Raw genomic sequence first — 24,464 nt, 5'->3', positions numbered from 1 at the left:
CACGGTCCTTTCGGAGCCGGGCGGGCGGCAGCAGCGCGGAACGGGCCCTGCCGCCCGTCCCGGAACGAGTGATTCCTGGACTGGCGGGGGCCCTGGCCGAGGGCGCGTGAAGGTGAGGTCAGCTCACCGCGACAGTGAGAGACCGAGGGGAAGTCCGGCGAGTCAGCCGCTCGGGCCGAGGGAACACCTCGAGCGCGAACGGCTCACCGACTCGGAGAGACACCGGGCGCGTCCGGGCCGGCCAGGGCACCGGGGCCGCGCCGCGGGCGGCGGGCAGGCAGAGGAAGGGCGCGCGCACACGCCACCCGGGCACAGCCACGAGTGATGCGGGTGAACACGCCGATGCCGGGACTTCCGCCCATCGGTGTACTCCTCCCGTGCGCGCGTACGCGAAAGGACGCGTATGCCGGATCTCCGCCGTATCCCCGCACCGTAGGGACCGGCCGGGACGCACCGCAACGCCTTTTCGCGCCCCACCCCACCGCACCCCACCCCGGAACACCGAACCGGTCACACGGCCCGAAGGCCGTGTGACCGGTTGAGGGGTGTGTTGAGGGTTGTCGGGATGTGGTCGTCAGACCCTCGCGTGCCGGGGCCGTTCGTCCGCTTCCGGCATCGGGGAAGCGCCCACCGGGCTCGTGGGCCGCCGGACCGGGGCGTGCTCGTCGTGCGCGAGGTCCGGGAGCCACCCCAGCCACTTCGGCAGGTACCAGTTGCGCTCGCCCAGCAGCGACATCACGGCCGGGAGGAGCACCCCGCGGATGACGGTGGCGTCGATGAGGACCGCGGCCGCGAGGCCCACACCCATCTGCTTCATGGACTGCATCGACAGCGTTCCGAAGATGGAGAAGACCGCGACCATGATGACGGCGGCGCTGGTGACCACGCCCGCCGTCGTCACCACGCCGTGCACCACCGCGTCCTTGGTGGTGCGGCCGGCCAGGTGCGCCTCGCGGATCCGGGAGACCACGAAGACGTGGTAGTCCATGCTCAGCCCGAACAGGATCACGAAGAGGAACAGCGGCAGCCAGGACACGATCGCGCCCACGCCCTCCGCGCCGACCAGCCCCGCGCCCCAGCCGTGCTGGAAGACCGCGGTGAGGATGCCGTACGCGGCGCCCACCGACAGCAGGTTGAGCACGATGGAGGTCACGGCGATGGTGAGCGACCGGAAGGACATCAGCATCAGCAGGAAGGCGAAGACCACCACGAAGGCGAAGACCGGGGTGACGGCCGAGCCGAGCTTGTCGTTGAAGTCCTTGGAGGAGGCGGTCGAGCCGCCGATGGGGGCGTCCACGCCGTCCACCGCGCCGAGGGTCGCCGGGCGCACCTCGTTCCGCAGCACGTCCAGGCTCTTCTCGGCCTTGCCCTCGTCCGAGCCGCCGATCAGCGGGACCTCCACCACGGCCAGGTTCTGCTTCCGGTGGACGGTCACCTCGACCGGGCCCTTGGAGGCGCCCTTCGCCACGGCCTCGGTGCGGAAGCGGGCGATGGCGTCGCGCACCGGCGCCGCGTCGATGTCGTCCGCCTTCACCACGACCCTGGCCGGGTCGGACCCGCCCGGGAACGCCTCGTCGATGTGGTTGTACGCGTTCACGACCGGCAGCCGGTCGCCGAACTCCTGGTCCAGGGTGAGGTTCGCGGTGTTCATCCCCACGGCGGGGACGGCCAGCGCGATCAGCGCGCCACCGGCGAGGGCCAGCGAGAGCTTGGGGCGGCGCAGCACCGGACGGAGGACGGCGCGCCAGACGCGGCTCTCGGTGCCGCCGCGCCGCTTGGCGCGGCCCAGGAACGGCACCCGGCCCTTCTCCACCCGCTCACCGAGCAGCGACAGCAGCGCGGGCAGCACCGTCACCGAGCCGACCATCGCCACCGCCACCACCATCAGCGTGGCAAGCCCCATCGCCTTGAACTCCGCGATACCGGTGAAGAGCATGCCCGCCATCGCCACGATCACCGTGACGCCGGAGACCAGGATGGCGCGGCCGGAGGTGGCCGCCGCCACCCGCAGCGCGGTCTGCGCGTCCCGTCCGGCGGCGCGCTCCTCACGCTCCCGGCGCAGGTAGAACAGGCAGTAGTCGACGCCTACGGCCAGGCCCACCAGCAGCATCACGGAGTTGGCGGTGTCGCTCATGTGCACCCAGTGGCTGACCACCGCCACCAGACCGGTGGTGGCCAGGAACGCGGTCATCGCGAGCACCACCGGCAGCAGCGCGGCCACCAGCGCACCGAAGACGATCAGCAGGATGCCGAGCGCCACCGGCAGCGCGGAGTACTCGGCCTGGGCGAAGTCGTCGCCGAACGCGTCGTCGAACGCCTTCTGGCCGCTGGCGTCGCCGAACTCCTCGATCCGCAGGGCCTGGTGGCCGTCTTGTGCCTTGTCCACCGCGTCCAGGACCGGCTGGATGTGGTCGGCCGCCTTCTCCGCGTCGCCGCGCATCTCGAACTGCACCAGCGCGGAGCGCCGGTCGGCGGAGATGGTCTTCGTCTCGTACGGGGAGCGGAGCGCGGTCACCTGGCCGGTGTCGCGTACGCCGGCCATCACCGCGTCGACCGCCGTGCGGAAGGCCGGGTCGTTCGCGGTGAGCCCGCTGCCCTTCGCCTGGATCAGCACGGTTTCCCCGGCCGCGTCGTCAATGCCCGCCTCGTCGAGAATCTTCGAGACGCGCCCGGACTCGCCGGGAACCTGCTCGCTGTCCGTCACATCGACCCGGCCCGTCATCGAGCCGACGGCCAGGGCGAGGATGACCAGCAGCACCCAGCCCCCGACCGCCGCCCACCGGTGACGGGCGCTCCAACTGCCCGCGCGTGCCGCTATCCCGCGCGGCCTCTCCAAGCGGCCTGTGTCCGCCACGACATCCCCTTATGCCCTGGTGGCGGACCGTCCCGCCACTCGTGGACGACGCTAGGCCGTGGCGTCGGGCCGACCCATCCTGCTGACCGGTGAACCGTCCGGTGGTTCCCTCCAACCGTGGAAGGGGGGACAGCCCTACCCTCCCTGATGCGAGCCCCTTACACGCAAAGGGCGTTGACCTCGAGGCCGGGACGCGGCCGAAGCGGAGAACGTTGCCTATGTCACACATTGGTGGGGATCTTGAATTGACCCGTACTCATCAGTCAGGGTTTTGTCAGAACCGGAGTGGCCCCAACACACTCCGGATCGACCGCACTTGAGGGATCGGACGCGATCCGGGGTGCGGATTCCCCCCACAACCGCACGAGGAGGAACCCTCGTCATGGCAGTTCACAAGCAGCGCAACGCGCGTCGACTCGGTCTGGCCATAGCCGCCGCGACCGCCGTCACCGCCGGTGTCTTCGTGGCCGTTCCGGCCGGCGCCACCACCGCCCAACCCGCCGAGGGCACCGTCTACGGCACCCAGGCGAAGAACGCGGTGGACGGCAGCTACATCGTCATGCTCAAGGGCGGCAAGAGCGTCAAGGCCGCCTCGGAGGGCAAGGACCTCGCCGAGCAGTACGGTGGCAAGCTGCGCCGCAGCTACGACTCCGCCATCAACGGCTTCTCGGCCGGCGGGCTGACCGACACCGAGGCCAAGCGGCTGGCCGCCGACCCGTCGGTCGCCAAGGTGGTCCAGAACCACCGCTACACCATCAAGGGCACCCAGGAGAACCCGCCGTCGTGGGGCCTGGACCGGATCGACCAGGAAGACACCCAGGGCGACAAGAAGTACGCCTACCCCGACAGCGCGGGTGAGGGTGTCACCGCGTACGTCATCGACACCGGTGTCCGCACCAGCCACAAGGACTTCGAGGGCCGCGCCACGTCCGGCTTCGACGCGGTCGACAACGACGACAGCGCCGACGACGGCAACGGCCACGGCACCCATGTGGCCGGCACCATCGCCGGTGCCGAGCACGGCGTCGCCAAGAAGGCCAAGATCGTCGCGGTCCGCGTGCTGGACGACCAGGGCTCCGGCACCACCGAGCAGGTCGTCGCGGGCATCGACTGGGTCACCGAGAACCACGAGGGCCCGTCCGTCGCCAACATGAGCCTGGGCGGCACCCCCGACGAGGCCCTCGACGCGGCCGTGCAGAAGGCCATCGACTCCGGTGTCACCTTCGGCGTGGCGGCGGGCAACGAGTCGGCCGACGCCAGCCAGAGCTCTCCCGCCCGGGTGAAGGACGCGATCACGGTCGCCTCCAGCACCGACCAGGACGAGCAGTCCGACTTCTCCAACTACGGCGACGTGGTGGACATCTACGCCCCCGGCTCGGACATCACCTCCGACTGGAACACCGGCGACGACGCCACCAACACCATCTCCGGTACGTCGATGGCCACCCCGCACGTCGTGGGCGCCGCCGCCGTCTACCTCAGCGGCCACCAGGACGCCAAGCCGGCCGACGTGGCCAAGGGGCTGACGGACGGCGCCACCGCCGACAAGATCTCCAACCCGGGCGAGGGCACGCCGAACAAGCTGCTGAAGGTCGTCGAGTAAGGCTCGGCCGAATAGGGGCTCATACGCTCAGACGGGTGAAGTGACCAGTCCCAGGGGCGCAGCCGGGTGGCGAGACCAACCGGCTGCGCCCTTGGGCGGTCACGCCCCGCTCTTCGTCTTCCGCCCGGAGGGCCAGGGCCGCGCCTCAGCCCTCCAGCTCGCGGCGCACGGCGTCGAGATCCACGTCGACGGTGAACACTCCGGCGACGTCGACGGACTGCTTTCCCGTGACCGTGGCCACCTCGCGGTAGGTGGCTCCCTCCAACTCGTGCACCACCACACGCACATCCGGCTCCAGCTCGACCCGCCAAAAGGCGGGCACCTTCGCCTGGGCGTAGAGCGCGGGCTTGAGGATGCGGTCGGCGGCCCGGTTGAACGGTGACACGATCTCTCCCAGAAGCACCGCCGCCTCGAGCGGCGCGGCCAGTGTGCCGCGTGGAGCGGCGGCACGGTCGACGACGGCGATGTCGGGAATGAAGAGTCTCGATTCCCCCGTCACGTTCACCGCTTCGCCGGAGCGGAACGGCGCGCCTGACCGGGCCAGGGCGGCCTTGATCTGGCTGTGCAATGCGGAAGACACCGTCTGGTGGTCCCAGTCGGAGGCAGGGGACATCATGAGGGCACCGTCCACGAGTTCGAAGCGGGCGCGTGCCGGATGCTCCGAGAGTGCAAGGACGTCCTCGACCGTCCAGGGGCCTTCGTGATCGTCGATTCGCGTCTCAGCGACGCTCATGATCGTCACCACCGCCTCCTCGTGTGTTCCCTGGCTCCAGCATGGCACGCAGCTCTGACGACCGCCGACGCTTCCAGCCCGAGTCGTGAGGCGGCGGCCAGAGGGGGTAAATGTCACCCACAGGAGTGAGCCGAACACTCAGCGATGACGGGCGCGTCCCGCTACGGCAGTACCTGGACCGTGTCGCCCACCGCGCGCTCGCCCGTCGCGTCGGAGGTGACGTTGGCGAGGTGGCCGTTCACGGCCATGGCGGTGGAGCCGCCGCCGTCCAGGTTGAGGGCCTGGACGGCGCCCAGGGAGCGCATGAAGCGGGCGGCCTCCTCCAGGGTGAAGCCCTCGCTCACACCCGGCTGCCGACCGTCCACCGTGGCCAGGATCAGCCGCCCCTTCGCGTCGAGCCCGGCCATCGTGCGGGGCTGCCGGACGTTCGACCAGGCGTAGCCGAAGGAGAGGTTCTTCGGGTCCAGGGTCCCCTCGGTGGCGGCGTCGATGGCGATGCGGCCGTCCTTCACCAGGGTGGGGGCGGCGCTGACGATGCTGTCGTCGGCGTCGAGCCGGACCCGGCGGCCGGCGGTGTCCCGGACGACCTCCTCCAGCGCGATCCGCTCGCCCTGCCGGGCGTGGGCCGTCAGCCAGCCGGACGCGGCGCCGATGCCCTGGAGCACGGAGCCCCCGGCCGGGACCGTGCCGCCGCGCGGGCCGGTGGAGACCACACGGCCGTCCGCGTCGAGCACCACCTGGGTCCCGGGCCCGGTGGGCAGCGCGGCGCGGAACCTCGGGGTGAACTTCACCAGGTCGTCGGCCTCGGTGCAGGTCAGGTCCTGCCGGGGCAGCTCGGTCGGAGTCGCCCCGGGGCGGCCGCAGTTGCGCACCTTGCCGGGCACCCGGTTGATGCCCTGCACCGCGTACGTGGGCGATCCCGCCCGCGCCGTGACCGTGCTGGTCAGATCGGCGATACGGGCGTGCCGACCGCCGTCCCCGAGGATCAGCGCGGCCCGCGAACCGGCGGACATCGACTCCAACTCGCCGTCGTACGCGGCGATTCCGGCCATCGTGCCCTGGACGCCGTCGGCGTCGGAGGTGACGAAGAAACCACCGTTGACGGCGACCAGGGAGCCGCGCTTCGCGGCGACCGAAGAGGTCTTCTCGCGGTCCGCCACGCTGACGTCGTGCGTGGCCGCCACGGTGCCGGTGAACCGGGCCGGGTCGATCACCGCCACATGCACGCTCTCCCGGTCCGCGGGCCGCTGCCCGTCGTAGCCGGTCCACTCCGCCACCGCCGTGAACCCGGCCGCGGCGACCTTCTCGCGTGCGCCCTGCGCCTCGCCGGAGGTGCCGTACGAGCCCACCCGCAGCCGCCACCCCATGGTGCCGTGCGGGGTGTCCGCGTAGGCGGGCCACGCCACCCGCTCGACCCGCGGCTCGAACCCGGTGTCGCGCAGCCGCCCCGCCGTGGCGTCCGCCCAGGACCGGTCGCCCAGCGGCGCGGAGCCGGGCCCCTGCACGGTGACCGTCCAACTTGGCTTGGCGTCCGCGTCCCGGAGAACCCCGGCCCGCACCCGCACCCCCGGGGCCACCGCCTCCGTCGTCCAGGATCCGGTGTCCGGTGCCGCCTGCGCGGGCGGATGGACGGCCGCCAGTACGACGGCGGTCCCCAGCATGACCCCCACACGGACGCCCAGACCCCGGCGGACGGTGCTCTCTTCGGTGCGCATGACCGGAAGTCCAGCGCCGTCCGGGGGCCGGGCCGACACACACGGGGGGCGGTCTGCGGAACGTACGGTGAACGGCCGGGGGGGGAAGGGGCGGGGGCCGTGTCGGAGGGGGCTGGTAGAACATGGCGCAGAGCTGTTTGGACACGGAAGCCTCGGGAGCCTCCTCTTGTCGTATGTGCAACACGCCCAGAACTTCTACGGGTTGCCGGTGCTGACCGTTCCGCCGTACACCCCCGCCACGCTGCTGCCCGATGCCGCGTCCGTCGCCTGGCGTCTCGAGACCGGGCCGTACTCGACCGACGAGGACTACGAGGACTGCTGGGAGCGGTTCACCGGCACGGTGGAGCTGGAGCGGGTGCGGGCGCTGATCCTCGGCCACGGTCTGCACTACCTGCCCGACGAGGCGCTGATCGACCTGAGCTCCCGGCTGACCGGTCTCGAAGCGCTCTTTCTCGGCGACCTCGAGGACGAGGAAGCGATGATCTCCACCATCGACCAGTCCGATCTGGCGCCGCTCCTGGATGCCTTCCCCGGGCTGCGGGAACTGGTCGTCCGTGGTGGGGACGGGTTGGACTTCCCCGTGACGGGGCACGCGGGGCTGCGGGCGCTGCGGGTGGAGTCCGGTGGGCTGCCGCCGGAGGTGGCGGCGAACATCGCGGCCGCCGATCTGCCCTCGCTGGAGCGGCTGGAGCTGTGGCTGGGCGACGACGAGTACGGGGGCGGCACCACCGTCGAGCAGCTCGCCCCGCTCTTCGCGGGTGACCGCAAGCCCGCGCTGCGCCACTTGGGGCTGCAGAACAGCCCCATCCAGGACGAGCTGGCCGCCGCGCTGGCGTCCGCACCGGTCGTGCCGCGGCTCACCTCGTTGAGCCTGGCCATGGGCACGCTCTCCGACGAGGGCGCGGAGGCACTGCTGCACGGGCAGCCGCTCACCCACCTCGAGGAGCTCGACCTTTCGCACCACTTCCTCAGCGAATCCATGATGCTGCGGATATGGACGACGCTGGAGCCCGCGGGGGTGCGGGTGAACCTGCGCGGGAGGCAGGAGGAGGACGACGAGGGCTGGGGGGACGAGGACGACGAGTACGAGGGAAGCGGCCGCTATATCGCGGTGGCCGAATGACCCTCCAGTCCGATCCCGCCGCTTCCGAAAGGTCCACCATGTCGAACAGCGCTGAACCGCTCACCCGTATCCGCATCGGGCGTGACGTCTCCTGGATCGAGCCCGCCCGACGGGTGCCCTACGGGCATGTTCTGTACGCCGCCGCCACGTTGGGGCGCGGCCCCGCCGCCGTCGTGTCGGAACTGACCGAACTGGGCTTCGCCGACATCGAGCTTCCCGAAATCCCGCTGCCGCTCACGGTGGACCCGGACGACACGCTGCTGCTCAAGGCGGACACGTACAACCTCTCATGGCTCGAGGTCGGCAAGCCCGTCCCGCTGCGGGACCTGCTCGCGTCGGCGGGACGGCAGGGCCTGAGCCCCGCCGATGCCGCACGGCGGCTGACCGCCTTCGGCTGGACGGTTCCGGCCCCCCAACCGCTGCCCGAGACTCCGGACCCCCGGGACATCGTGCTGATCCGCACCGACCCCCGGGGCAATGGGGAGTGGCTGGACTGGGGCGGGGAGGCGTCGAGCGGGCATGTGCGCAAGGTGGCCACGACGCTGCGGTGCAACCCGCACACCGTCGCCACGCGCCTGATCGCGCTCGGCATCCGACTGCCGTACGTCCCCGAACCCGCTGATGAGCGGATCCTGGAGGACCCCGAGGGGTCCCTCGGCCACGTCCTCACCGTCGCCCAGGAGACCGGCCGCCGTCCGGCGGACATCGTCGCCCGCCTGGCGGAGCTGGGCGCTTCCCGCCCGCCCACCGTGCCGGACCCCGTGGAGCCGGACGACCTGGTCATCCTCAGCGAAAACCTCGACGGCCGAGCCCCCTGGCTGGAGCGGAACAACGTCGTGGGCATCCGGTTGCACCACATCCTGCGCGCCGCCCTCGCCACCGGGCGCAGCCCGGCCGACATCGCCAAGCGGCTGGACGCGCTGGGCCACTGGCTGCACAAGAACGCGAACGTCCCCGCCACCCCGGACGAGGAGGACATCCGCCTCCTGGCCACCGTCGACCGCTCCTTCCTCGACGGCGTCCACCTAGAACACGTCCTCCACAGCGCGAGCCTGACCGGCAGAAGCCCGGCGGACGTCGCCCAACGCCTCACCGAACTCGGCTACCGCCTCCCCGACGAGGTGGACTACCCGGACGTGCGCCCCATGGCTACCGCCCGAGCTGGTCGAACGCCCCCGCCTTGACGGCGCGTATGAAGGTTCCGAGTCGGCCCGGTGTGGTGGTGAGGATGTCGGCAGGGGCGTCGCTTTCCCGAATCCGTATCTCACCGCCCGCCGCGACGAGTTCAACGCAGTCGTTGGTCTCGCCGGGCCCGGAGAACGACGACTTCCGCCATGTCATTGGCCTTTCCATGATCCTGCCCTTCACAATTGCCGCATGATGGAGTGGATGAAGTCCTGAGATTTTTCGGCCGACAAGGAGAACGCCAGGGCCTTGTCGAGAAATACGCGATACCGCGCGAGTTGCGACTCCGCGTCCAGCAGGAGAGGGCCGTGCGGCACATCGATGTGTACGGTGTCCAGCCTCGGTACAGAGCCGTATGCGTAGAGCACGGGCGTCCCGCTGTCGCATACGGAACGCCACCAGCGCCTCCAATTGGCGTGTTGACGGCTGGGGAACCCCGTAGGCCATGAGAGCACGCGTGTACCGCACTTGACTCGCCCGAGCGGGCTCTTCGATGGTTCACGCGCGGCAGTGGTGAGGACGGGGTGACGGCACGGCTGATGTGGCTCAGTCGGTCGGGAGGCACTTCTTTCGATCGCGCCGAGGCCGCTTGAGCTACCCGACGGGCCGGGGCGAGCTGCCCCGCTCATGCGCCATGCCGGGGTGCCGGAGAGGGCCCAACCGACGGCCGAGTAGCGGTCAGGCGGTCAGCAGGACCGGGCCCGTCCGTCGCGCCTCGTCGTAGCGGGTGAGCAGGAGGCGGGCCAGTTCCGGGGCGGGGCCCAGGACGGGGGCCAGGAGGTCGGCGCCCGCGGCTTCGGCGCCGTGGGCGATGCGGTCGGGGAGGCGGCCGGGGGCGATGACGTAGGGGGCCACGGCCACCCGGGGGACGCCCTCCGCGCGCAGGGCGCGGACGGCGTCCTCGGTGCGGGGAAGGGAGGCGGAGGCGAACGCGGGTCGCACGGCGCACCAGCCGGTGTGCCGCCACTCCCGCGCGATTTCAGCGATCACCGCGATCGCCTCCGGGTCGGTGGACCCCGCCGAGGCCAGGACGACCCCGGTCGAGGAGCGGTCGGCGGGGCGCAGCCCCGCCTCGTGCAGGCGGCGTTCCAGGGCGTCCACGAGCAGCGGGGACGGACCCAGGACCTCGGCCTGGCGGACGGAAAGGCGGGGGTGGCGGGCCGTGGCCTCGCGCAGCACCGCCGGGATGTCGGTCTTCGCGTGGAAGGCGCGGGTCAGCAGCAGCGGGAGGGCGATCACCTCGGTGGCGTCCTCCGCGGCGAGGCGGGCCAGCACCTGCGGTACGCGCGGCGCGTTGAACTCCAGGAACGCCGCTTCCACCCGCAGCCCCGGCCGCAGCGACCGCACCCGCGCGCGCAGCGCGTCGACGGTCGCCGCATGGCGGGGGTCGCGGCTGCCGTGGGCGATGATCAGCAGGGTCGGGACAGACATGGTGAGGGCTTTCCGTGGCCTTCCGCTCGGGTGGGTTTGGTTCAGTTCGTTCAGCGCGCGCTCGCCAGCAGGCCGCGGCTGCGCAGCACCCGGCGCTCGATCGGGGCGAAGATCAGCAGCTCGATGGCGATGCCGACGATGAGGATCAGGAGGATGCCGAGGAGCACCCCCGCCATATCCGAGTTGTTGCGCTGGTTCTCCAGGTACTGGCCAAGACCCAGGCCCAGGTCCGGGGACTTGGCGATGATCTCGGCGGCCATCAGTGAGCGCCAGGAGAAGGCCCAGCCCTGCTTGAGCCCTGCGACGTAACCGGGCAGCGCGGCGGGCAGCAGGATGTGCCGGGCGCTGACCAGACCGCGGGCGCCGAGGGTGCGTCCGGCGCGCAGGAAGAGCGGGGGCACCTGGTCGATGCCGGCCACCAGCCCGTTGGCGATGGAGGGGACCGCGCCCAGCAGGATGACGGTGTACATCATCTGGTCGTTCAGACCCAGCCAGATCACCGCGGGCGGCACCCAGGCGACCGACGGCAGCGACTGCAGTCCGGACAGGATCGGGCCGAGTCCGGCGCGGATGAACTTCACCCGGGCGACGACCAGTCCCAGCGGGGTGGCGATCGCCAGCGCGATGAGGAAGCCGAACAGACCGCGCGAGACGCTGGTCCAGATGATGTCGAGCAGCTCGCCCTGGAGCCACAGCTGGCGCAGCGAGTCCCAGACCAGCCCCGGGTCGGGGAGCTTGTAGTCGGGGGTGACCTTCGCGACGACGAGCACCTTCCACAGGGCCAGGACGAAGGCGACGGCCACGATGGGCGGCAACACCTTCTGGACCAGCACCTCGGCCGGTGAGACCCGCTTGGTCTGCACCGCGTCCAGGGCGTCCAGACCGGCCTCCAGACCCGCCAGGTCCTGCCCTCCACCCGTCTTGGCCGTGGACTTCTCTACCGACTTCTCTATCGGCTGCTTCCCGCCGTTCCCGCCGTCGGCTTCCTCGACCGCGGCGCCGCGGGTGGTCTTACTGCTGGCCATGGCGGCGGATCTCCCCACGCAGTTCTTCAGTGATCTCAACGGACAGATCGGCGACGGCCGCGTCCTCGATGCGGCGCGGCTGCGGCATGTCCACCGACCACTCGCGGACGACCCGCCCCGGCCGGGAGGACAGCAGCACCACCCGCTCGGCCAGCCGGACGGCCTCGCGGACGTTGTGGGTCACGAACAGCACCGAGACGCCGGTCTCGCTCCAGATCCGGGTCAGCTCCTCGTGCAGCACATCGCGGGTGATGGCGTCGAGCGCGGCGAACGGCTCGTCCATCAGCAGCACACTGGAGTCCTGCGCCAGCGCGCGGGCCAGCGCCACGCGCTGCCGCATCCCGCCGGAGAGCTCGTGCACCCGCTTGCCGTGGGCGCCGCCGAGCCGCACCAGCTCCAGCAGCCGCTCGGCCCGCGGCCTGCGGTCGGCGCGCGGCACACCGCGCAGCCGCAGCGCCAGCTCGATGTTCTTCCCCGCGGTCAGCCACGGGAACAGGGCGTGCTCCTGGAACATCAGGGCCGGCCGGCCGCCGGGGACCTCGATGGCCCCCGAGGACGGCTTGTCCAGGTCGGCGATCAGATTGAGCAGTGTGGACTTGCCGCAGCCGGACGCCCCCAGGATGCAGACGAACTCCCCGGGCCGCACCTGGAGGTTGATGTCCTCGAGCACGGGCTGGGCCGCCCCGGGACGGCCGAAGACCTTGTGGACGTGGGAGATCGATACGGACCCGGCGGAGCCGGCGGGGCCGGGGGAGCCCGCCGTCGTGGCGCTCGCCCGGTCGTCCTTCTCGGTGGTCAGTGCCGGGGACATCCGGTCACCTCCTGATGGATGCGTACATGCGTGTACCTGCGTACGGTGCGTACGGGACGGACGGGCGGCTACTGGCTGCCGAGGCCCGCGGCGGAGACCGTCGGCTTGCCCTCGGCCTTCAGGACCCTGTTCAGCGGGCCCAGGTCGTAGATCCCCTTGAGATCGGGCTTTTCCAGAAGGCCCGCCTGGACCGCGTGGTCGGCCTCGGTGTTCAGCGTCGAGGCGAGGGGGTCGTCGGTGACCTGGATGGACTTCCACGCCGGGTCGATCACCTCGGCGGGCAGCGGCTTGCCGGTCTCCTCCTTGAGGGCCGCGTTGGCCGCGTTCTTCGCCTGCTCGGGGTTGGCCTTGATGAAGGCGTTGGTCTTCACCGAGCCGCGCAGCACGGCCTCGACGACCTTCGGGTGCTCCTTCAGGAACGACTGCTTCACGATCAGGTTGGTGATCACGAACTTCTTGTCCGGCCACAGCGAGGACTCGTCCAGCAGCACCTTGCCGCCATCGGCGACCAGCTTGGACGCGGTCGGCTCGGGCACCCACGCGCCGTCGATGGCACCGGACTTGTACGCGTCGGGCGTCACCTTGTTGTCGCTGCGGACCACCGACACATCGCCCTTGCCGCTCTGGGGGTCGACCTTCCAGCCCTTGCTCTTGACCCAGTTGAGGAACGCCACGTCCTGGGTGTTGCCCAACTGCGGGGTGGCGATCTTCTTGCCCTTGACGTCGTTCAGCGTCTTGATCTTCTTCGGGTTGACCACGAGCTTGACACCGCCCGAGACCGAACCGGAGATGATCTTGAGGTTGGAGCCGTGGGACTTCACATAGCCGTTGATGGACGGCGACGGGCCGATCCAGCCCATGTCGATGGAGCCCGCGTTGAGCGCCTCGATCTCCGACGGCCCGGCGTTGAAGACGTACGGCGCGACCTTCGTGCCCTTGAGCTCCTGCTGGATCGGGCCGCCCTTGCGCAGCCCCACCAGCGCGGTGGCGTGGGTGAGGTTGGCGAAGTAGCCGACCTTCACCTTGTCCAGGCCGTCGACCTTCTCACCGCCGGCCGCTGGGACCGCCGAGGATCCCGTGTCGTCGTTCTTCTTCTCCGAGCCGTAGCCGCAGGCGCCCAGCGCGCCCATCAGCAGGGGAAGGACGGCCGCCGCCGCCAGGATCCGGGTGCGGCGGCGGGGGTGCGTGGCTGGTCGCGGGGCGATGGGGCGGACGGCAGACGACACGGGTGTTCCTCTCGACGGGCCGGGGCGGCGTCAGAGGACGCCCGGCAGTTCAGTCGGCTTTCGGCGGCGGTGCTGGTGGACAGGGGCGGACTGCGGCGTCAGCACGCACATCGTCCGACCCCGCCCTGCCCGCTGCCGAGCGCCCCGCTGCCCACGCGGCCGCCCTCCTTGGCGAATGTCGAGAACACCTCACCGGCCATGGTCAGAAGTCCCATCCCTCGTCGTCCCGCGCGGCCTCGGCGCCGTCCGCCGGTGCCGCGAAGGAGTCGCCCGCCATTCCGGCGGTGAGCGTGGTGCCGTCGGCCGGGTCGATCAGCAGGAAGGAGCCGGTGCGGCGCGAGGCGTCGTACGCGTCCAGCGCCAGCGGCTCGGAGGTGCGCAGCACGACCCGGCCGATGTCATTGGCTGCCAGCTCACCCGGTGCCGGGTGGTGCGACAGATCGGCCAGCGTCAGCCGGGACGGGATGTCCTTGATGATCGCCTTCACCGTGCGGGTGGTGTGCTTGAGCAGCACCCGGTCGCCCACGCGCAGCGGACGGTCGTGCAGATGGCAGACGGTGGCCTCGACGTCCCTGGTGGTCTCGGGCGCGTGGTCGCTCGGCGCGAGCAGATCCCCGCGCGAGATGTCCAGGTCGTCGGCGAGGGTGAGGGTCACCGATTGCGGGGCCCACGCCACGTCCACCATCGCGCCCAGCGCGTCGATCCCGGTGATGGCGGACGTCCGGCCGGACGGCAGCACGGTGACGGCGTCGCCCACGCGCAGCACACCGGAGGCGATCTGGCCCGCGTAGCCGCGGTAGTCGGGGTGCTCGGCGGTCTGCGGACGGATCACGTACTGCACCGGGAAACGCGCCGGGTCCTGGGACGGGTCGGTGCCCACCGGCACGCTCTCCAGGTGCTCCAGCACGGTCGGGCCGCCGTACCAGTCCATGTTCGCCGACGCGGTCACCACGTTGTCCCCGGCCAGCGCCGAGATCGGGATGGCGGTGATCTCAGGCACGCCCAGCGAGGCCGCGTAGGTCGTGAACTCCTCGGCGATGGCCGCGAAGACCGGCTCCGCGTAGTCCACCAGATCCATCTTGTTGACGGCGAGGACCACATGCGGGACCCGCAGCAGGGCGGCGACCGCGGCATGCCGCCGGGTCTGCTCCACCACGCCGTTGCGCGCGTCCACCAGGACGACCGCGAGCTCGGCGGTGGAGGCGCCGGTGACCATGTTGCGGGTGTACTGCACATGGCCGGGGGTGTCGGCGAGGATGAACCGCCGCTTGGGCGTGGCGAAGTAGCGGTAGGCGACATCGATGGTGATGCCCTGCTCCCGCTCCGCCCGCAGCCCGTCCGTCAGCAGCGCCAGGTCCGGCGCCTCCTGGCCACGGCTGCGCGAGGCGTGCTCCACGGCCTCGAGCTGATCGGCCAGCACCGACTTGGAGTCGTGCAGCAGCCGCCCGACCAGCGTGGACTTACCGTCGTCCACCGAGCCCGCGGTGGCGAACCGCAGTTGCGAGGTGGCCGCGGACCGCTCCACGGCGGCCGCCGCGGCCTGCTCCCCGGAGGTCAGATTGCTCGTCATCTTAGAAGTACCCCTCGCGCTTGCGGTCCTCCATCGCGGCCTCCGACAGCTTGTCGTCGGCGCGGGTCGCACCCCGCTCGGTCAGCCGGGAGGCGGCTATCTCATCGATGACCTGCTCGATGCTCACCGCGTCCGACTCCACGGCACCGGTGCAGGACATGTCGCCCACGGTGCGGTAGCGCACCATGCGCCGCTCCACGGTCTCGCCGTCCTTCGGGCCGCCCCACTCACCGGGCGCCAGCCACATGCCGCCGCGCCGGAAGACCTCGCGCTCATGCGCGTAGTAGATCTGCGGCAGGTCGATCTTCTCCCGGGCGATGTACTGCCACACGTCCAGCTCGGTCCAGTTGGACAGCGGGAAGACCCGGACGTGCTCACCGGGGGAGTGGCGGCCGTTGTAGAGCTGCCACAGCTCGGGACGCTGCCGCCGCGGGTCCCAGCCGCCGAACTCGTCCCGGAGGGAGAACACCCGCTCCTTGGCGCGGGCCTTCTCCTCGTCCCGGCGGCCACCGCCGAAGACCGCGTCGAAGCGGTTCTTCTCGATGGCGTCCAGCAGCGGCACGGTCTGGAGCGGATTGCGGGTGCCGTCCGGGCGCTCGCGCAGCCGGCCGTCGTCGATGAACTCCTGGACCGACGCCACGTGCAGCCGCAGCCCGTGCCGGGCGACGGTGGCGTCCCGATAGGCGATGACCTCGGGGAAGTTGTGCCCGGTGTCCACGTGCAGCAGTGAGAACGGGACCGCCGCCGGGGCGAACGCCTTGAGCGCGAGGTGCAGCATGACGATGGAGTCCTTGCCGCCGGAGAACAGGATCACCGGCCGCTCGAACTCGCCCGCCACCTCGCGGAAGATGTGCACCGCCTCGGACTCCAACGCGTCCAGGTGCGCGAGCGCGTACAGGCCCGCGCCCTCGTCCGCGTTGATCGCCGTCACGGTCGTCATGCCGCGCCCCTTTCGTTCGCTCGGCTGCGGTAGTAGCTTCCCGTCATATCGGCGGAATCGCCGTAGGTACGACGCCCGGGTGCGGGGAGCGCCGTGGCCCGTGATGCGGTGGCCGCGCGTGCGTGGCTCACAGCAGTCCCCTTTCACTCAACAGCAACCGCACCTCGGCCGCCGACTCCCGCACGCTGTTCCTGTGGGTTTCGATGCGCAGATCCGGGTCGGCAGGGGCCTCGTAGGGGTCGTCCACACCGGTCAGACCCGAAATCTCGCCCGCCGCCTGCTTCGCGTACAGCCCCTTGACGTCCCGCTCGGAGCACACCTCCACGGGCGTGGCCACGTGCACCTCCAGATACGGGGTGCCCTCGCGCTGGTGGCGCTTGCGCACCGCCTCGCGGCTGTCCGCGTACGGGGCGATGACCGGCACCAGCACCGTGACCCCGTGGGAGGCCAGCAGTTCGGCCACGAAGCCGATCCGCTGGACGTTGGTGTGCCGGTCCTCGCGGGAGAAGCCCAGCCCGGAGGAGAGGAATTCGCGGATCTCGTCCCCGTCGAGCACCTCCACCCGGCGGCCCTCGCCGCGCAGCCGCTCGGCCAGCGCATAGGCGATCGTGGTCTTTCCCGCGCTCGGCAGACCGGTCAGCCACACCGTGGCACCGGTGGTCGTGGGGGCGCTCATCTCGTTCTCCTGGTCGACAGCCATCAGCCGTGCAGCCCGCATTCGGTCTTGTTGCTCCCCGCCCAGCGGCCGGACCGGATGTCCGCGCCCTCCAGAACCCGACGGGTGCAGGGCGCGCAGCCTATCGACGGATAGCCGTCCATCAGCAGGGGATTGGTGAGCACGCCGTGCTCGGCGACATAGGCGTCGACATCCGCTTGCGTCCAGCGGGCGATCGGGGAGATCTTCACCTTACGGCGCCGGGCGTCCCAGCCAACGACCGGGGTATTGGCGCGCGTTGGCGATTCGTCCCGGCGCAGTCCCGTGGCCCAGGCGTCGTACTCCCGCAATCCCTCCTCGAGCGGCTGGACCTTCCGCAGGGCGCAGCACAGGTCGGGGTCGCGGTCGTGCAGCCGGGAGCCGTACTCGGCGTCCTGCTCGGCCACCGTCCGGCGCGGGGTCAGGGTGATGACGTTGACGTCCATCACGGCCGCCACCGCGTCACGGGTGCCGATGGTCTCGGGGAAGTGGTAGCCGGTGTCGAGGAAGACCACATCGACACCGGGGAAGGCGCGGGAGGCCAGATGCGCCACCACCGCGTCCTCCATCGAGGAGGTGACGCAGAAACGCGAGCCGAAGGTGTCCGCCGCCCAGCGCAGGATGTCCAGCGCCGGGGCGTCCTCGAGCTCGCGGCCCGCCTCCTCGGCGAGCCCTTCGAGATCGGTGTCCTCAAGCCGTGTCGTCATATCGCCGTGCCCCCTTCATCGATCGGGTCGCGCCGCAGGCCCTTGGCCAGCAACCCGAGGAACGACAGGCGGAACGCGCGGTTGCAGGACGCGCATTCCCACGCGCCATGGCCCTCCTCCGAGGGACGCAGGTCCTCGTCCCCGCAGTAAGGGCAGTAGAACGGCGCGGCACGCTCACTCATTTCAGGGCGTCCTCACTGGCACGCCCCGCCCAGGTGGCGAAGCGCTCGCCGTCCTCGCGCTCCTCCTGGAAGCGGCGCAGCAGCCGCTCCACATAGTCGGGGAGCTCGGCGGCGGTGACCTTCAGCCCGCGCACCTTGCGGCCGAAGCCCGGCTCCAGGCCCAGGGCGCCGCCCAGGTGCACCTGGTAGCCCTCGACCTGCTGGCCGTTGTCGTCCATGACCAACTGCCCCTTGAGACCGATGTCCGCCACCTGGATACGGGCGCAGGCGTTCGGGCAGCCGTTGAGGTTGATGGTGATCGGCTCGTTGAACTCGGGCAGCCGGCGCTCCAGCTCATCGATGAGCCAGGAGCCACGCCCCTTGGTCTCGACGATCGCCAGCTTGCAGAACTCGATACCGGTGCAGGCCATCGTGCCGCGCCGGAACGGGGACGGCTTGACCTGGAGGTCCAGCGCCTCCAGTCCCGCGACCAGCGAGTCGACCTGGTCCTCGGTCACATCGAGCACGATCATCTTCTGCTCGACGGTGGTGGTCAGCCGCCCGGAGCCATGCGCCTCGGCCAGGTCGGCGATCTTGGTGAGGGTGGCGCCGTCCACCCGCCCGACGCGCGGCGCGAAGCCCACGTAGTAGCGGCCGTCCTGCTGGCGGTGCACGCCGATGTGGTCACGCCACTGCTGGATCGGCTGCTCGGGCGCCGGGCCGTCGATCAGCGGGCGCTTCAGGTACTCGTCCTCCAGCACCTGGCGGAACTTTTCCGGGCCCCAGTCGGCGAGCAGGAACTTCAGCCGGGCGCGGTTGCGCAGCCGGCGGTAGCCGTAGTCGCGGAAGATCGAGGTGACCCCGGCCCAGACGTCCGGGACCTCCTCCAGCGGCACCCACGCGCCGAGCCGGACGCCGATCTTGGGGTTGGTGGAAAGACCGCCGCCGACCCACAGGTCGAAACCGGGGCCGTGCTCGGGGTGGCGTACACCGACGAACGCGACGTCGTTGATCTCGTGCACGACGTCGAGCAGCGGCGAGCCGGAGATCGCGGTCTTGAACTTGCGCGGCAGGTTGGAGAACTCCTTGCTGCCGATGTAGCGCCGATGGATCTCGTCGACCGCCCAGGTGCCGTCGATGATCTCGTCCTCGGCGATCCCGGCGACCGGGGAGCCGATGATCACACGGGGGCAGTCGCCGCACGCCTCGGTGGTGGACAGTCCGACGGCCTCCAGCCGCCGCCATATCTCGGGCACGTCCTCGATCCGGATCCAGTGGTACTGGATGTTCTGCCGGTCGGTGATGTCGGCGGTGCCGCGGGCGAACTCCTCCGAGATCTCGCCGACGACCCGGAGCTGTTCGGTGGTCAGCCGGCCGCCGTCCACCCGGACGCGCATCATGAAGTGCTCGTCGTCCAGCTCCTCCGGCTCCAGGATCGCGGTCTTGCCGCCGTCGATCCCGGGCTTGCGCTGGGTGTACAGGCCCCACCAGCGCATCCGGCCGCGCAGATCGGCGCCGTCGATGGAGTCGAAACCGCGGTGGGCGTAGATCGTCTCAATGCGTGTCCGCACATTGAGACCGTCATCGTCCTTCTTGGTCTGCTCGTTGCCGTTGAGGGGGGTGAAGTGCCCCGCGGCCCACTGGCCTTCGCCGCGGTGGCGTCCGGCCTTGCGGCGGGGCGTAGCGCTTGCGCGTTCCGGGGTGGCAACCATGGCGGTGTGTGTCCTTCTGAGCGGCTCAGGTGCGGCGGGTCGTATGTGCGCGCACCGTCTGACCTGCGTATGCGCAGGCGGACAGGAGGTACGGCGGTGACCTGTGCGACATGCGGCGGGGAGTGTCGAGACGTGCGCGCCCGCCCACGTCGTCGGGGGCGTGCGGAAGATGTGGTGGTGCTGCCCGGGGCCCTGGTGACGGCCCTGTCGAGGTGCGGGTCAGCCCGCCGGACAGATCGCGCTGGACATGCGGCCGAGGTCGACGTGGCGTCGACTCACCAAGGCAATTCCAGCTCGAGACATGATGGAAGCGTCGCATGGTGGTCTCTGACGAGTCCACCTTTATCCACTATGCGGACGAATCTGTCTCGGAATGTAAGACGTTGTGGTGTTGGTCACTCCTCGTCCGACGTCTTGACGTCGAACACCCGGAAGCCCCGGCGGCGGTAGTTGTCCAGCGCGTACGGCCCGTCCTTGCTGCAGGTGTGCAGCCACACCCGCTTGGTCGGCGCCCGGTCCGGCCGGCGGTCGGCCATGTCCCAGGCGCGGGAGGTCCCCCAGGTCAGCAGGTGCCCGCCGATGCGGCGGCCCCGGAAGGCGGGCAGCAGACCGAAGTACACGATCTCCACCACGCCCTCGTCCTGGCCCTCCAGCTCGATGTACCCCGCCGGGGTCCCGCGCTCGTACGCCACCCAGGTCTCCACACCGGGCCGGTGCAGATGGTCCTCCCACGCCTCCCGCGACCACACCAGCCGGTCGGTCCACTCCACGTCCGAGCCCACCGCTGTGTAGAGGAAGTGGCTGAACTCGGGGCTCGGCACCTCGGCCCGGACGATCCGCACCCCGGCCGTGGCGGGCGGCTCCTGCGCCGGGCTGAGATCGGACGGAGCGGTCTGCTCCAGGTGCCAGGTGGTCACGGTGGTGGTCATCGGGGACCTCCGGGGAAGCCCCCGCCTTCAGGCGGGGGAGGGATCGGACTCCTGTGGAGCGGGGCGGGGAAGGTCGAATGGTCGCCGGGGCGATCCAGTGTCCGCCACTGATAACCCGTCAGGATTTTACTGACTGATGTGCTAGTTTGTGAGCCATGGCCACCCATGTGAAGCGGGCGTATCGGTACCGCTTCTATCCGTCCGATGCGCAGGCAGCGGAGCTGTCGCGCACGTTCGGATGCGTGCGGAAGGTCTACAACATGGCGCTCGCGGCCCGTACCGAGGCGTGGGCGTTGCGTCAGGAGCGGGTCAACTACAACGCCACATCGGCGATGCTGACGGCGTGGAAGAAGACCGAGGATCTGGCCTTCCTCAACGATGTGTCCTCGGTTCCGCTCCAGCAGGCCCTGCGGCACCTCCAGGCCGCGTTCACCGCGTTCTTCGCCAAGCGGTCGAAGTACCCGCGCTTCAAATCGCGCAAGAAGTCCCGCAAGTCCGCCGAGTACACCTCCAGCGCCTTCCGGTTCCGGGACGGGAAACTGACGCTGGCGAAGATGGACCAACCGCTGGACATCGTCTGGTCGCGTCCCCTGCCGGAAGGCGCCCTCCCCTCCACGGTAACTGTCTCCCAGGACGCGGCCGGGCGCTGGTTCGTCTCCCTCCTCGTCGAGGACCCTGCCGTCCAGCCGCTTCCCGCCGGCGGCTCGGCGGTCGGTATCGACGCCGGGCTCGACCACCTGCTCACCCTGTCCACGGGTGAGAAGATCGCCACCCCGAGGCACGAGCGGCGCGACCGTGCCCGCCTCGCCCGCGCCCAGCGCGACCTCGCCCGCAAGGCCAGGGGCGACGGCGCCAACCGGGCCAAAGCGCGCCGCAAGGTCGCCAAGGTCTACGCCCGCATCACCGACCGTCGCCGTGACCATCTGCACAAGCTGACCACTCGACTCGTGCGTGAGAACCAAACGCTCGTGATCGAGGATCTCACCGTCCGGAACATGCTCAGCAACGGCAAGCTGTCCCGGGCGATCTCCGACGCGGCGTGGTCGCAGTTCCGGAGCATGCTGGAGTACAAGGCCGCCTGGTACGGCCGCGAAGTGATCGCGGTCGACCGCTGGTTCCCCTCCTCCAAGCTGTGCTCCGTATGCGGCACCCTGCAAAAGAGGATGCCGCTCAGCGTCCGCACCTGGACGTGCGACAGCTGTGGCACGACCCACGACCGGGACGTGAACGCGGCGAAGAACCTTCTGGCCGCCGGGCTGGCGGTGTCGGCCTGTGGAGCCGGTGTAAGACCTCAACGGGAGTCCTCCCGGACGGGGCAGTCGGTGACGAAGCAGGAATCCCCACGGCGCGAGCCGTAGGATTCCCCCTCGATCACGAGGGGGAGGAAGCCAAGGTGGACAGATAACCATACGGCGGCGACGTCCCCGGTGAGTCGCCCGTCCGGCCCGGAGGGCTGGGATCGTGCTGCCGCCGTCCTCGACGGTCCACGGATCCGCAGACGAAGGAGACGAAGACGACCATGGCTGTGACCAGCACCCGGATCAGACTCGGCGCCCTGCTCGGCGGCGCGCTCCTCGCCACCACCGGCGTGGCCACCGCCCAGAGCGCGGCGGCCGCCCCCAGCGCCCCGGTGGCCGCCGACGCGCCCTCCGCCGCCGCGGTGACCAAGCTCAGCCACTCCGACGCGGCGAACCGGCTGCGCGGCGCCGGGATCTCCTGGACCTCCAGCGGGGGCTGCTCGGACCGCAACAACCCCACCTGTACCTCGTTCGAACAGATCAACCTGACCACCGTGCAGGGTGCCATCACCCTGAAGGGGGCCACCGGCTGCGCGCTCACCATCACCGGCGGCACGGAGACCGGGCACGCCTCCGGTACGTACAGCCACTGGAACGGCTACAAGCTGGACTTCAGCCCGACGAGCTGCCTCAGCAACTACATCACCGGCACCTTCACCAACATCGGCCCGCGCCCCGGTGACGGCGCCCAGCAGTACAAGTCCGGCTCGGGCAACATCTACGCCCGCGAGAGCAACCACTGGGACGTGACCTACTACAACTGCGGAGGCTGCTGACCCGCGGCCCTCGACGCTCCCACCGACCGTCCGGACGGCTGCAACGCGGCGCAACCTTTGCGCATGGCTGTATCCGGCACTGACAGTGGGCCCGGCGGGCGGAGGGTGGTGCCGAGTCGGCGCGGCATCCCCTCCGCCAACGTCTGCGCGGCGACCTTTTGCGGCGATTCGGCCTGGTCACCGGATGAGCGGCGGTGAAAACCCCCGATACGGTGAGAAGGTGCAGCCAGCAGAAGAAACACCGACGCCGTCCGGCCGGCTCCGCAAGGCCCGCGCCCTGTACCGCAATGTGTCCAAGCGCAGGATGGCCTGGCTGCTGCTGAAGGACACGATCAATTCCTGTATGGAGTACCGGGTCACCGGGCTCGCCGCCGAAGCGGCCTTCTTCACCCTGCTGTCGCTGCCCCCGCTGCTGCTCGCCCTGATCGGGCTGCTCGGCTACTTCGACGCCTGGACCAGCACCGACACGGTGGCCACCATCCGGCAGAACATCCTCGACGCCTCCGCGACCGTGCTGTCCGACCGGGGCGTCAAGGAGATCGCCCGGCCGCTGCTGGACGATGTGATCAAGGGCGGCCGTCCCGATGTGATCTCGCTGGGCTTCGCCATCGCCCTGTGGTCCGGCTCCCGTGCGGTGAACGTGTTCGTGGACACCATCACGATCATGTACGGGCTGGAGGGGAAGCGCGGGATCGTCAGGACCCGCCTGCTGTCCTTCCTGCTCTATCTGGTGGCGCTCGTGGTCGGGGCGGTGGCGCTGCCGCTGATGGTGATCGGGCCGGAGGCGGTGGTGGACCTGCTGCCGTCCAGTGGGGATCTCGTACCGGTCCTGTACTGGCCGGTGGTGATCGTGCTCTCCATCGCCTTCCTCACCACGCTCTACCACGTGTCCGTGCCGGTGCGCTCGCCGTGGCGGGAGGACATCCCCGGGGCGCTGGTGGCCCTCGCGATATGGGTGCTGGGCAGCTTTCTGCTGCGGATCTACCTGGTCCATACGGTCGAGGGCCCGACGATCTACGGCTCGCTGGCCGCACCCGTCGCGGTGCTGCTGTGGATCGGGGTGTCCGCCTTCGCGGTGCTGGTCGGGGCGGCGGTCAACGCCGCGATCGACCGGGTCTGGCCCTCGGTGGCCACGGCCGCCGGGCGTGCGGAGCGCGCCTCCCGGGCCCGGGAGGAGGCGGCCCGGCTGCGGGCGAAGGACCAGCGCACGGCGGACGACGGCGCGGCGGAGATCACCCCGCCGTCGGAGTTCCCCGAGCGCTGGGCCCAGTTCCTGCCGCACGGCGACATACGCTCCCGGCTGCACACGAAGCGCGAGGCGGGGGAGAAGCCGGAGGGGAAAGCCGCAGGAAAGGCTGGGAAGGTCGGGAAGCCCGCCGGGAAGCCCGCCGATCAGCCCTCGGGGAAGGCACAGCCCACGGGGACACAGCCCTCGGGGAAGGCGGCCGGGGAGCCCCGGACGCCCCGGCAGGGACCGAGGCGTCCGGAGGTACGGTCCGCGGCGGACGGCGCGGGCGGCGCCACGGACAGCACCGCCGCCCAGGACGACGTCACGGCCAGGGACGACACCGCGGCGGACGACGATCACCCGGTGCGCTGACCGCCGCCGCGTCCTACCCCGCCCTACCCCGCGGGGGTGAACCGCACCGGCAGCCGCAGGAGGCCGCGCATCATGCTGGTGCCCCAGGCCAGGGTGTCCGGGTCGGTGTCCAGGGCCAGATCCGGACACCGCTCCAGCAGCGCCCGCAGCGCGATCGTGGCCTCCAGCCGGGCCGGCGGCGCGCCCAGACAGTGGTGGACGCCGTGGCTGAAGCCCAGGTGCCCCCGGGCGTCCCGGTGGATGTCGAAGCGGTCGGGGTCGGCGAAGCGGTTCACGGGGTGTCCGGCGGATCTGTCCCCTCCCCGCCCCTTCCCGCTACCAGGGGCTCCGCCCCTGGACCCCGGACGCCCTTCGGGCGTGTCCTCAATCTC

The 24,464-nt window shown here is 70.7% G+C and carries 23 protein-coding genes and 1 pseudogene; 6 read left to right on the top strand and 18 right to left on the bottom strand.

Annotated features, from left to right (window positions below; translation table 11 throughout):
* Nucleotides 1-574: 574 nt before the first annotated feature.
* Nucleotides 575-2,854, bottom strand: a complete 2,280-nt coding sequence (locus tag ACZ6TD_RS13725; protein ID WP_471353921.1) for an MMPL family transporter — start codon at nt 2,852-2,854, stop codon at nt 575-577.
* 382 nt (nt 2,855-3,236) lie between these two features.
* On the opposite strand from ACZ6TD_RS13725, the gene ACZ6TD_RS13720 reads away from it, so the two are divergent.
* Nucleotides 3,237-4,457: a S8 family peptidase gene (locus ACZ6TD_RS13720; RefSeq protein WP_471353919.1), complete on the top strand. Its 1,221-nt coding sequence runs from the start codon at nt 3,237-3,239 to the stop codon at nt 4,455-4,457.
* A 145-nt stretch (nt 4,458-4,602) separates the two neighbouring features.
* On the opposite strand, the gene ACZ6TD_RS13715 is transcribed toward ACZ6TD_RS13720, so the two are convergent.
* Nucleotides 4,603-5,190, bottom strand: a complete 588-nt coding sequence (locus tag ACZ6TD_RS13715; protein WP_471357715.1) for a Uma2 family endonuclease — start codon at nt 5,188-5,190, stop codon at nt 4,603-4,605.
* Nucleotides 5,191-5,351: 161 nt separating this feature from the next.
* Nucleotides 5,352-6,905 (bottom strand): phosphodiester glycosidase family protein, encoded by a 1,554-nt coding sequence (locus ACZ6TD_RS13710; protein ID WP_471353917.1) that lies wholly within the window; start codon nt 6,903-6,905, stop codon nt 5,352-5,354.
* 175 nt (nt 6,906-7,080) lie between these two features.
* Between ACZ6TD_RS13710 and ACZ6TD_RS13705 the strand changes: the two genes are divergently transcribed.
* Together ACZ6TD_RS13705 and ACZ6TD_RS13700 are read left to right on the top strand one after the other, a co-directional pair.
* Nucleotides 7,081-8,028: an STM4015 family protein gene (locus tag ACZ6TD_RS13705; protein WP_471357713.1), complete on the top strand. Its 948-nt coding sequence runs from the start codon at nt 7,081-7,083 to the stop codon at nt 8,026-8,028.
* 38 nt (nt 8,029-8,066) lie between these two features.
* Nucleotides 8,067-9,212: a wHTH domain-containing protein gene (locus ACZ6TD_RS13700; protein ID WP_471353915.1), complete on the top strand. Its 1,146-nt coding sequence runs from the start codon at nt 8,067-8,069 to the stop codon at nt 9,210-9,212.
* Here ACZ6TD_RS13700 and ACZ6TD_RS13695 read toward each other — a convergent pair.
* The 14 genes from ACZ6TD_RS13695 to ACZ6TD_RS13630 form a co-directional block, all read right to left on the bottom strand.
* Nucleotides 9,178-9,369 (bottom strand): DUF397 domain-containing protein, encoded by a 192-nt coding sequence (locus ACZ6TD_RS13695; RefSeq protein ID WP_471353913.1) that lies wholly within the window; start codon nt 9,367-9,369, stop codon nt 9,178-9,180. The genes ACZ6TD_RS13700 and ACZ6TD_RS13695 overlap by 35 nt on opposite strands.
* A gap of 23 nt (nt 9,370-9,392) precedes the next feature.
* The gene (locus ACZ6TD_RS13690; protein WP_471353911.1) at nt 9,393-9,581 is read right to left on the bottom strand and encodes a Scr1 family TA system antitoxin-like transcriptional regulator; all 189 of its coding nucleotides are present in this window, start codon (nt 9,579-9,581) and stop codon (nt 9,393-9,395) included.
* Between the two features lie 310 nt (nt 9,582-9,891).
* Nucleotides 9,892-10,644 (bottom strand): sirohydrochlorin chelatase, encoded by a 753-nt coding sequence (locus ACZ6TD_RS13685; RefSeq protein ID WP_471353910.1) that lies wholly within the window; start codon nt 10,642-10,644, stop codon nt 9,892-9,894.
* 50 nt (nt 10,645-10,694) lie between these two features.
* Nucleotides 10,695-11,669: an ABC transporter permease gene (locus tag ACZ6TD_RS13680; RefSeq protein WP_471353908.1), complete on the bottom strand. Its 975-nt coding sequence runs from the start codon at nt 11,667-11,669 to the stop codon at nt 10,695-10,697.
* Entirely contained in the window at nt 11,656-12,480 is an 825-nt protein-coding gene (locus ACZ6TD_RS13675) for an ABC transporter ATP-binding protein (protein WP_471353907.1), read from the bottom strand. The genes ACZ6TD_RS13680 and ACZ6TD_RS13675 overlap by 14 nt, the downstream gene beginning before the upstream one ends.
* 68 nt (nt 12,481-12,548) lie before the next feature.
* Complete coding sequence (locus ACZ6TD_RS13670) at nt 12,549-13,706, bottom strand: ABC transporter substrate-binding protein (protein ID WP_471353905.1); 1,158 nt, start codon at nt 13,704-13,706, stop codon at nt 12,549-12,551.
* A gap of 202 nt (nt 13,707-13,908) precedes the next feature.
* The gene (locus ACZ6TD_RS13665; RefSeq protein WP_471353904.1) at nt 13,909-15,276 is read right to left on the bottom strand and encodes a sulfate adenylyltransferase subunit 1; all 1,368 of its coding nucleotides are present in this window, start codon (nt 15,274-15,276) and stop codon (nt 13,909-13,911) included.
* Nucleotide 15,277: 1 nt separating this feature from the next.
* Complete coding sequence (gene cysD / locus ACZ6TD_RS13660; RefSeq protein ID WP_470005415.1) at nt 15,278-16,216, bottom strand: sulfate adenylyltransferase subunit CysD; 939 nt, start codon at nt 16,214-16,216, stop codon at nt 15,278-15,280.
* Nucleotides 16,217-16,343: 127 nt separating this feature from the next.
* Nucleotides 16,344-16,934 (bottom strand): adenylyl-sulfate kinase, encoded by a 591-nt coding sequence (cysC, locus tag ACZ6TD_RS13655; RefSeq protein WP_471353902.1) that lies wholly within the window; start codon nt 16,932-16,934, stop codon nt 16,344-16,346.
* Nucleotides 16,916-17,617, bottom strand: coding sequence for a phosphoadenylyl-sulfate reductase (locus ACZ6TD_RS13650; RefSeq protein ID WP_471353900.1), 702 nt, complete (start codon nt 17,615-17,617; stop codon nt 16,916-16,918). The genes cysC and ACZ6TD_RS13650 overlap by 19 nt, the downstream gene beginning before the upstream one ends.
* The gene (locus ACZ6TD_RS13645; RefSeq protein WP_210949678.1) at nt 17,614-17,799 is read right to left on the bottom strand and encodes a hypothetical protein; all 186 of its coding nucleotides are present in this window, start codon (nt 17,797-17,799) and stop codon (nt 17,614-17,616) included. The genes ACZ6TD_RS13650 and ACZ6TD_RS13645 overlap by 4 nt, the downstream gene beginning before the upstream one ends.
* Nucleotides 17,796-19,490: a nitrite/sulfite reductase gene (locus tag ACZ6TD_RS13640; protein WP_471353898.1), complete on the bottom strand. Its 1,695-nt coding sequence runs from the start codon at nt 19,488-19,490 to the stop codon at nt 17,796-17,798. The genes ACZ6TD_RS13645 and ACZ6TD_RS13640 overlap by 4 nt, the downstream gene beginning before the upstream one ends.
* 219 nt (nt 19,491-19,709) lie before the next feature.
* The gene (locus ACZ6TD_RS13635; RefSeq protein WP_309471194.1) at nt 19,710-19,793 is read right to left on the bottom strand and encodes a putative leader peptide; all 84 of its coding nucleotides are present in this window, start codon (nt 19,791-19,793) and stop codon (nt 19,710-19,712) included.
* Nucleotides 19,794-19,885: 92 nt separating this feature from the next.
* The gene (locus tag ACZ6TD_RS13630; RefSeq protein ID WP_471353896.1) at nt 19,886-20,419 is read right to left on the bottom strand and encodes a GNAT family N-acetyltransferase; all 534 of its coding nucleotides are present in this window, start codon (nt 20,417-20,419) and stop codon (nt 19,886-19,888) included.
* 155 nt (nt 20,420-20,574) lie between these two features.
* Between ACZ6TD_RS13630 and ACZ6TD_RS13625 the strand changes: the two genes are divergently transcribed.
* The 3 genes from ACZ6TD_RS13625 to ACZ6TD_RS13615 all read left to right on the top strand — a co-directional run bounded on the left by ACZ6TD_RS13625 (nt 20,575) and on the right by ACZ6TD_RS13615 (nt 24,093).
* Complete coding sequence (locus ACZ6TD_RS13625) at nt 20,575-21,777, top strand: RNA-guided endonuclease InsQ/TnpB family protein (protein WP_471353894.1); 1,203 nt, start codon at nt 20,575-20,577, stop codon at nt 21,775-21,777.
* Nucleotides 21,778-21,938: 161 nt separating this feature from the next.
* The gene (locus ACZ6TD_RS13620; RefSeq protein WP_471353892.1) at nt 21,939-22,493 is read left to right on the top strand and encodes a hypothetical protein; all 555 of its coding nucleotides are present in this window, start codon (nt 21,939-21,941) and stop codon (nt 22,491-22,493) included.
* Nucleotides 22,494-22,713: 220 nt separating this feature from the next.
* Nucleotides 22,714-24,093 (top strand): YihY/virulence factor BrkB family protein, encoded by a 1,380-nt coding sequence (locus tag ACZ6TD_RS13615; protein WP_471353890.1) that lies wholly within the window; start codon nt 22,714-22,716, stop codon nt 24,091-24,093.
* Between the two features lie 23 nt (nt 24,094-24,116).
* Here the strand turns inward: ACZ6TD_RS13615 and ACZ6TD_RS13610 are convergent.
* Nucleotides 24,117-24,362, bottom strand: a pseudogene (locus ACZ6TD_RS13610) (cytochrome P450); the annotation flags it as partial.
* Nucleotides 24,363-24,464 lie beyond the last annotated feature (102 nt).

The sequence above is a fragment of the Streptomyces yongxingensis genome, from assembly GCF_055597465.1.
The sequence above is the reverse complement of the archived record's forward strand: the minus strand, read 5'-3'. Positions and strand labels throughout refer to the sequence as shown.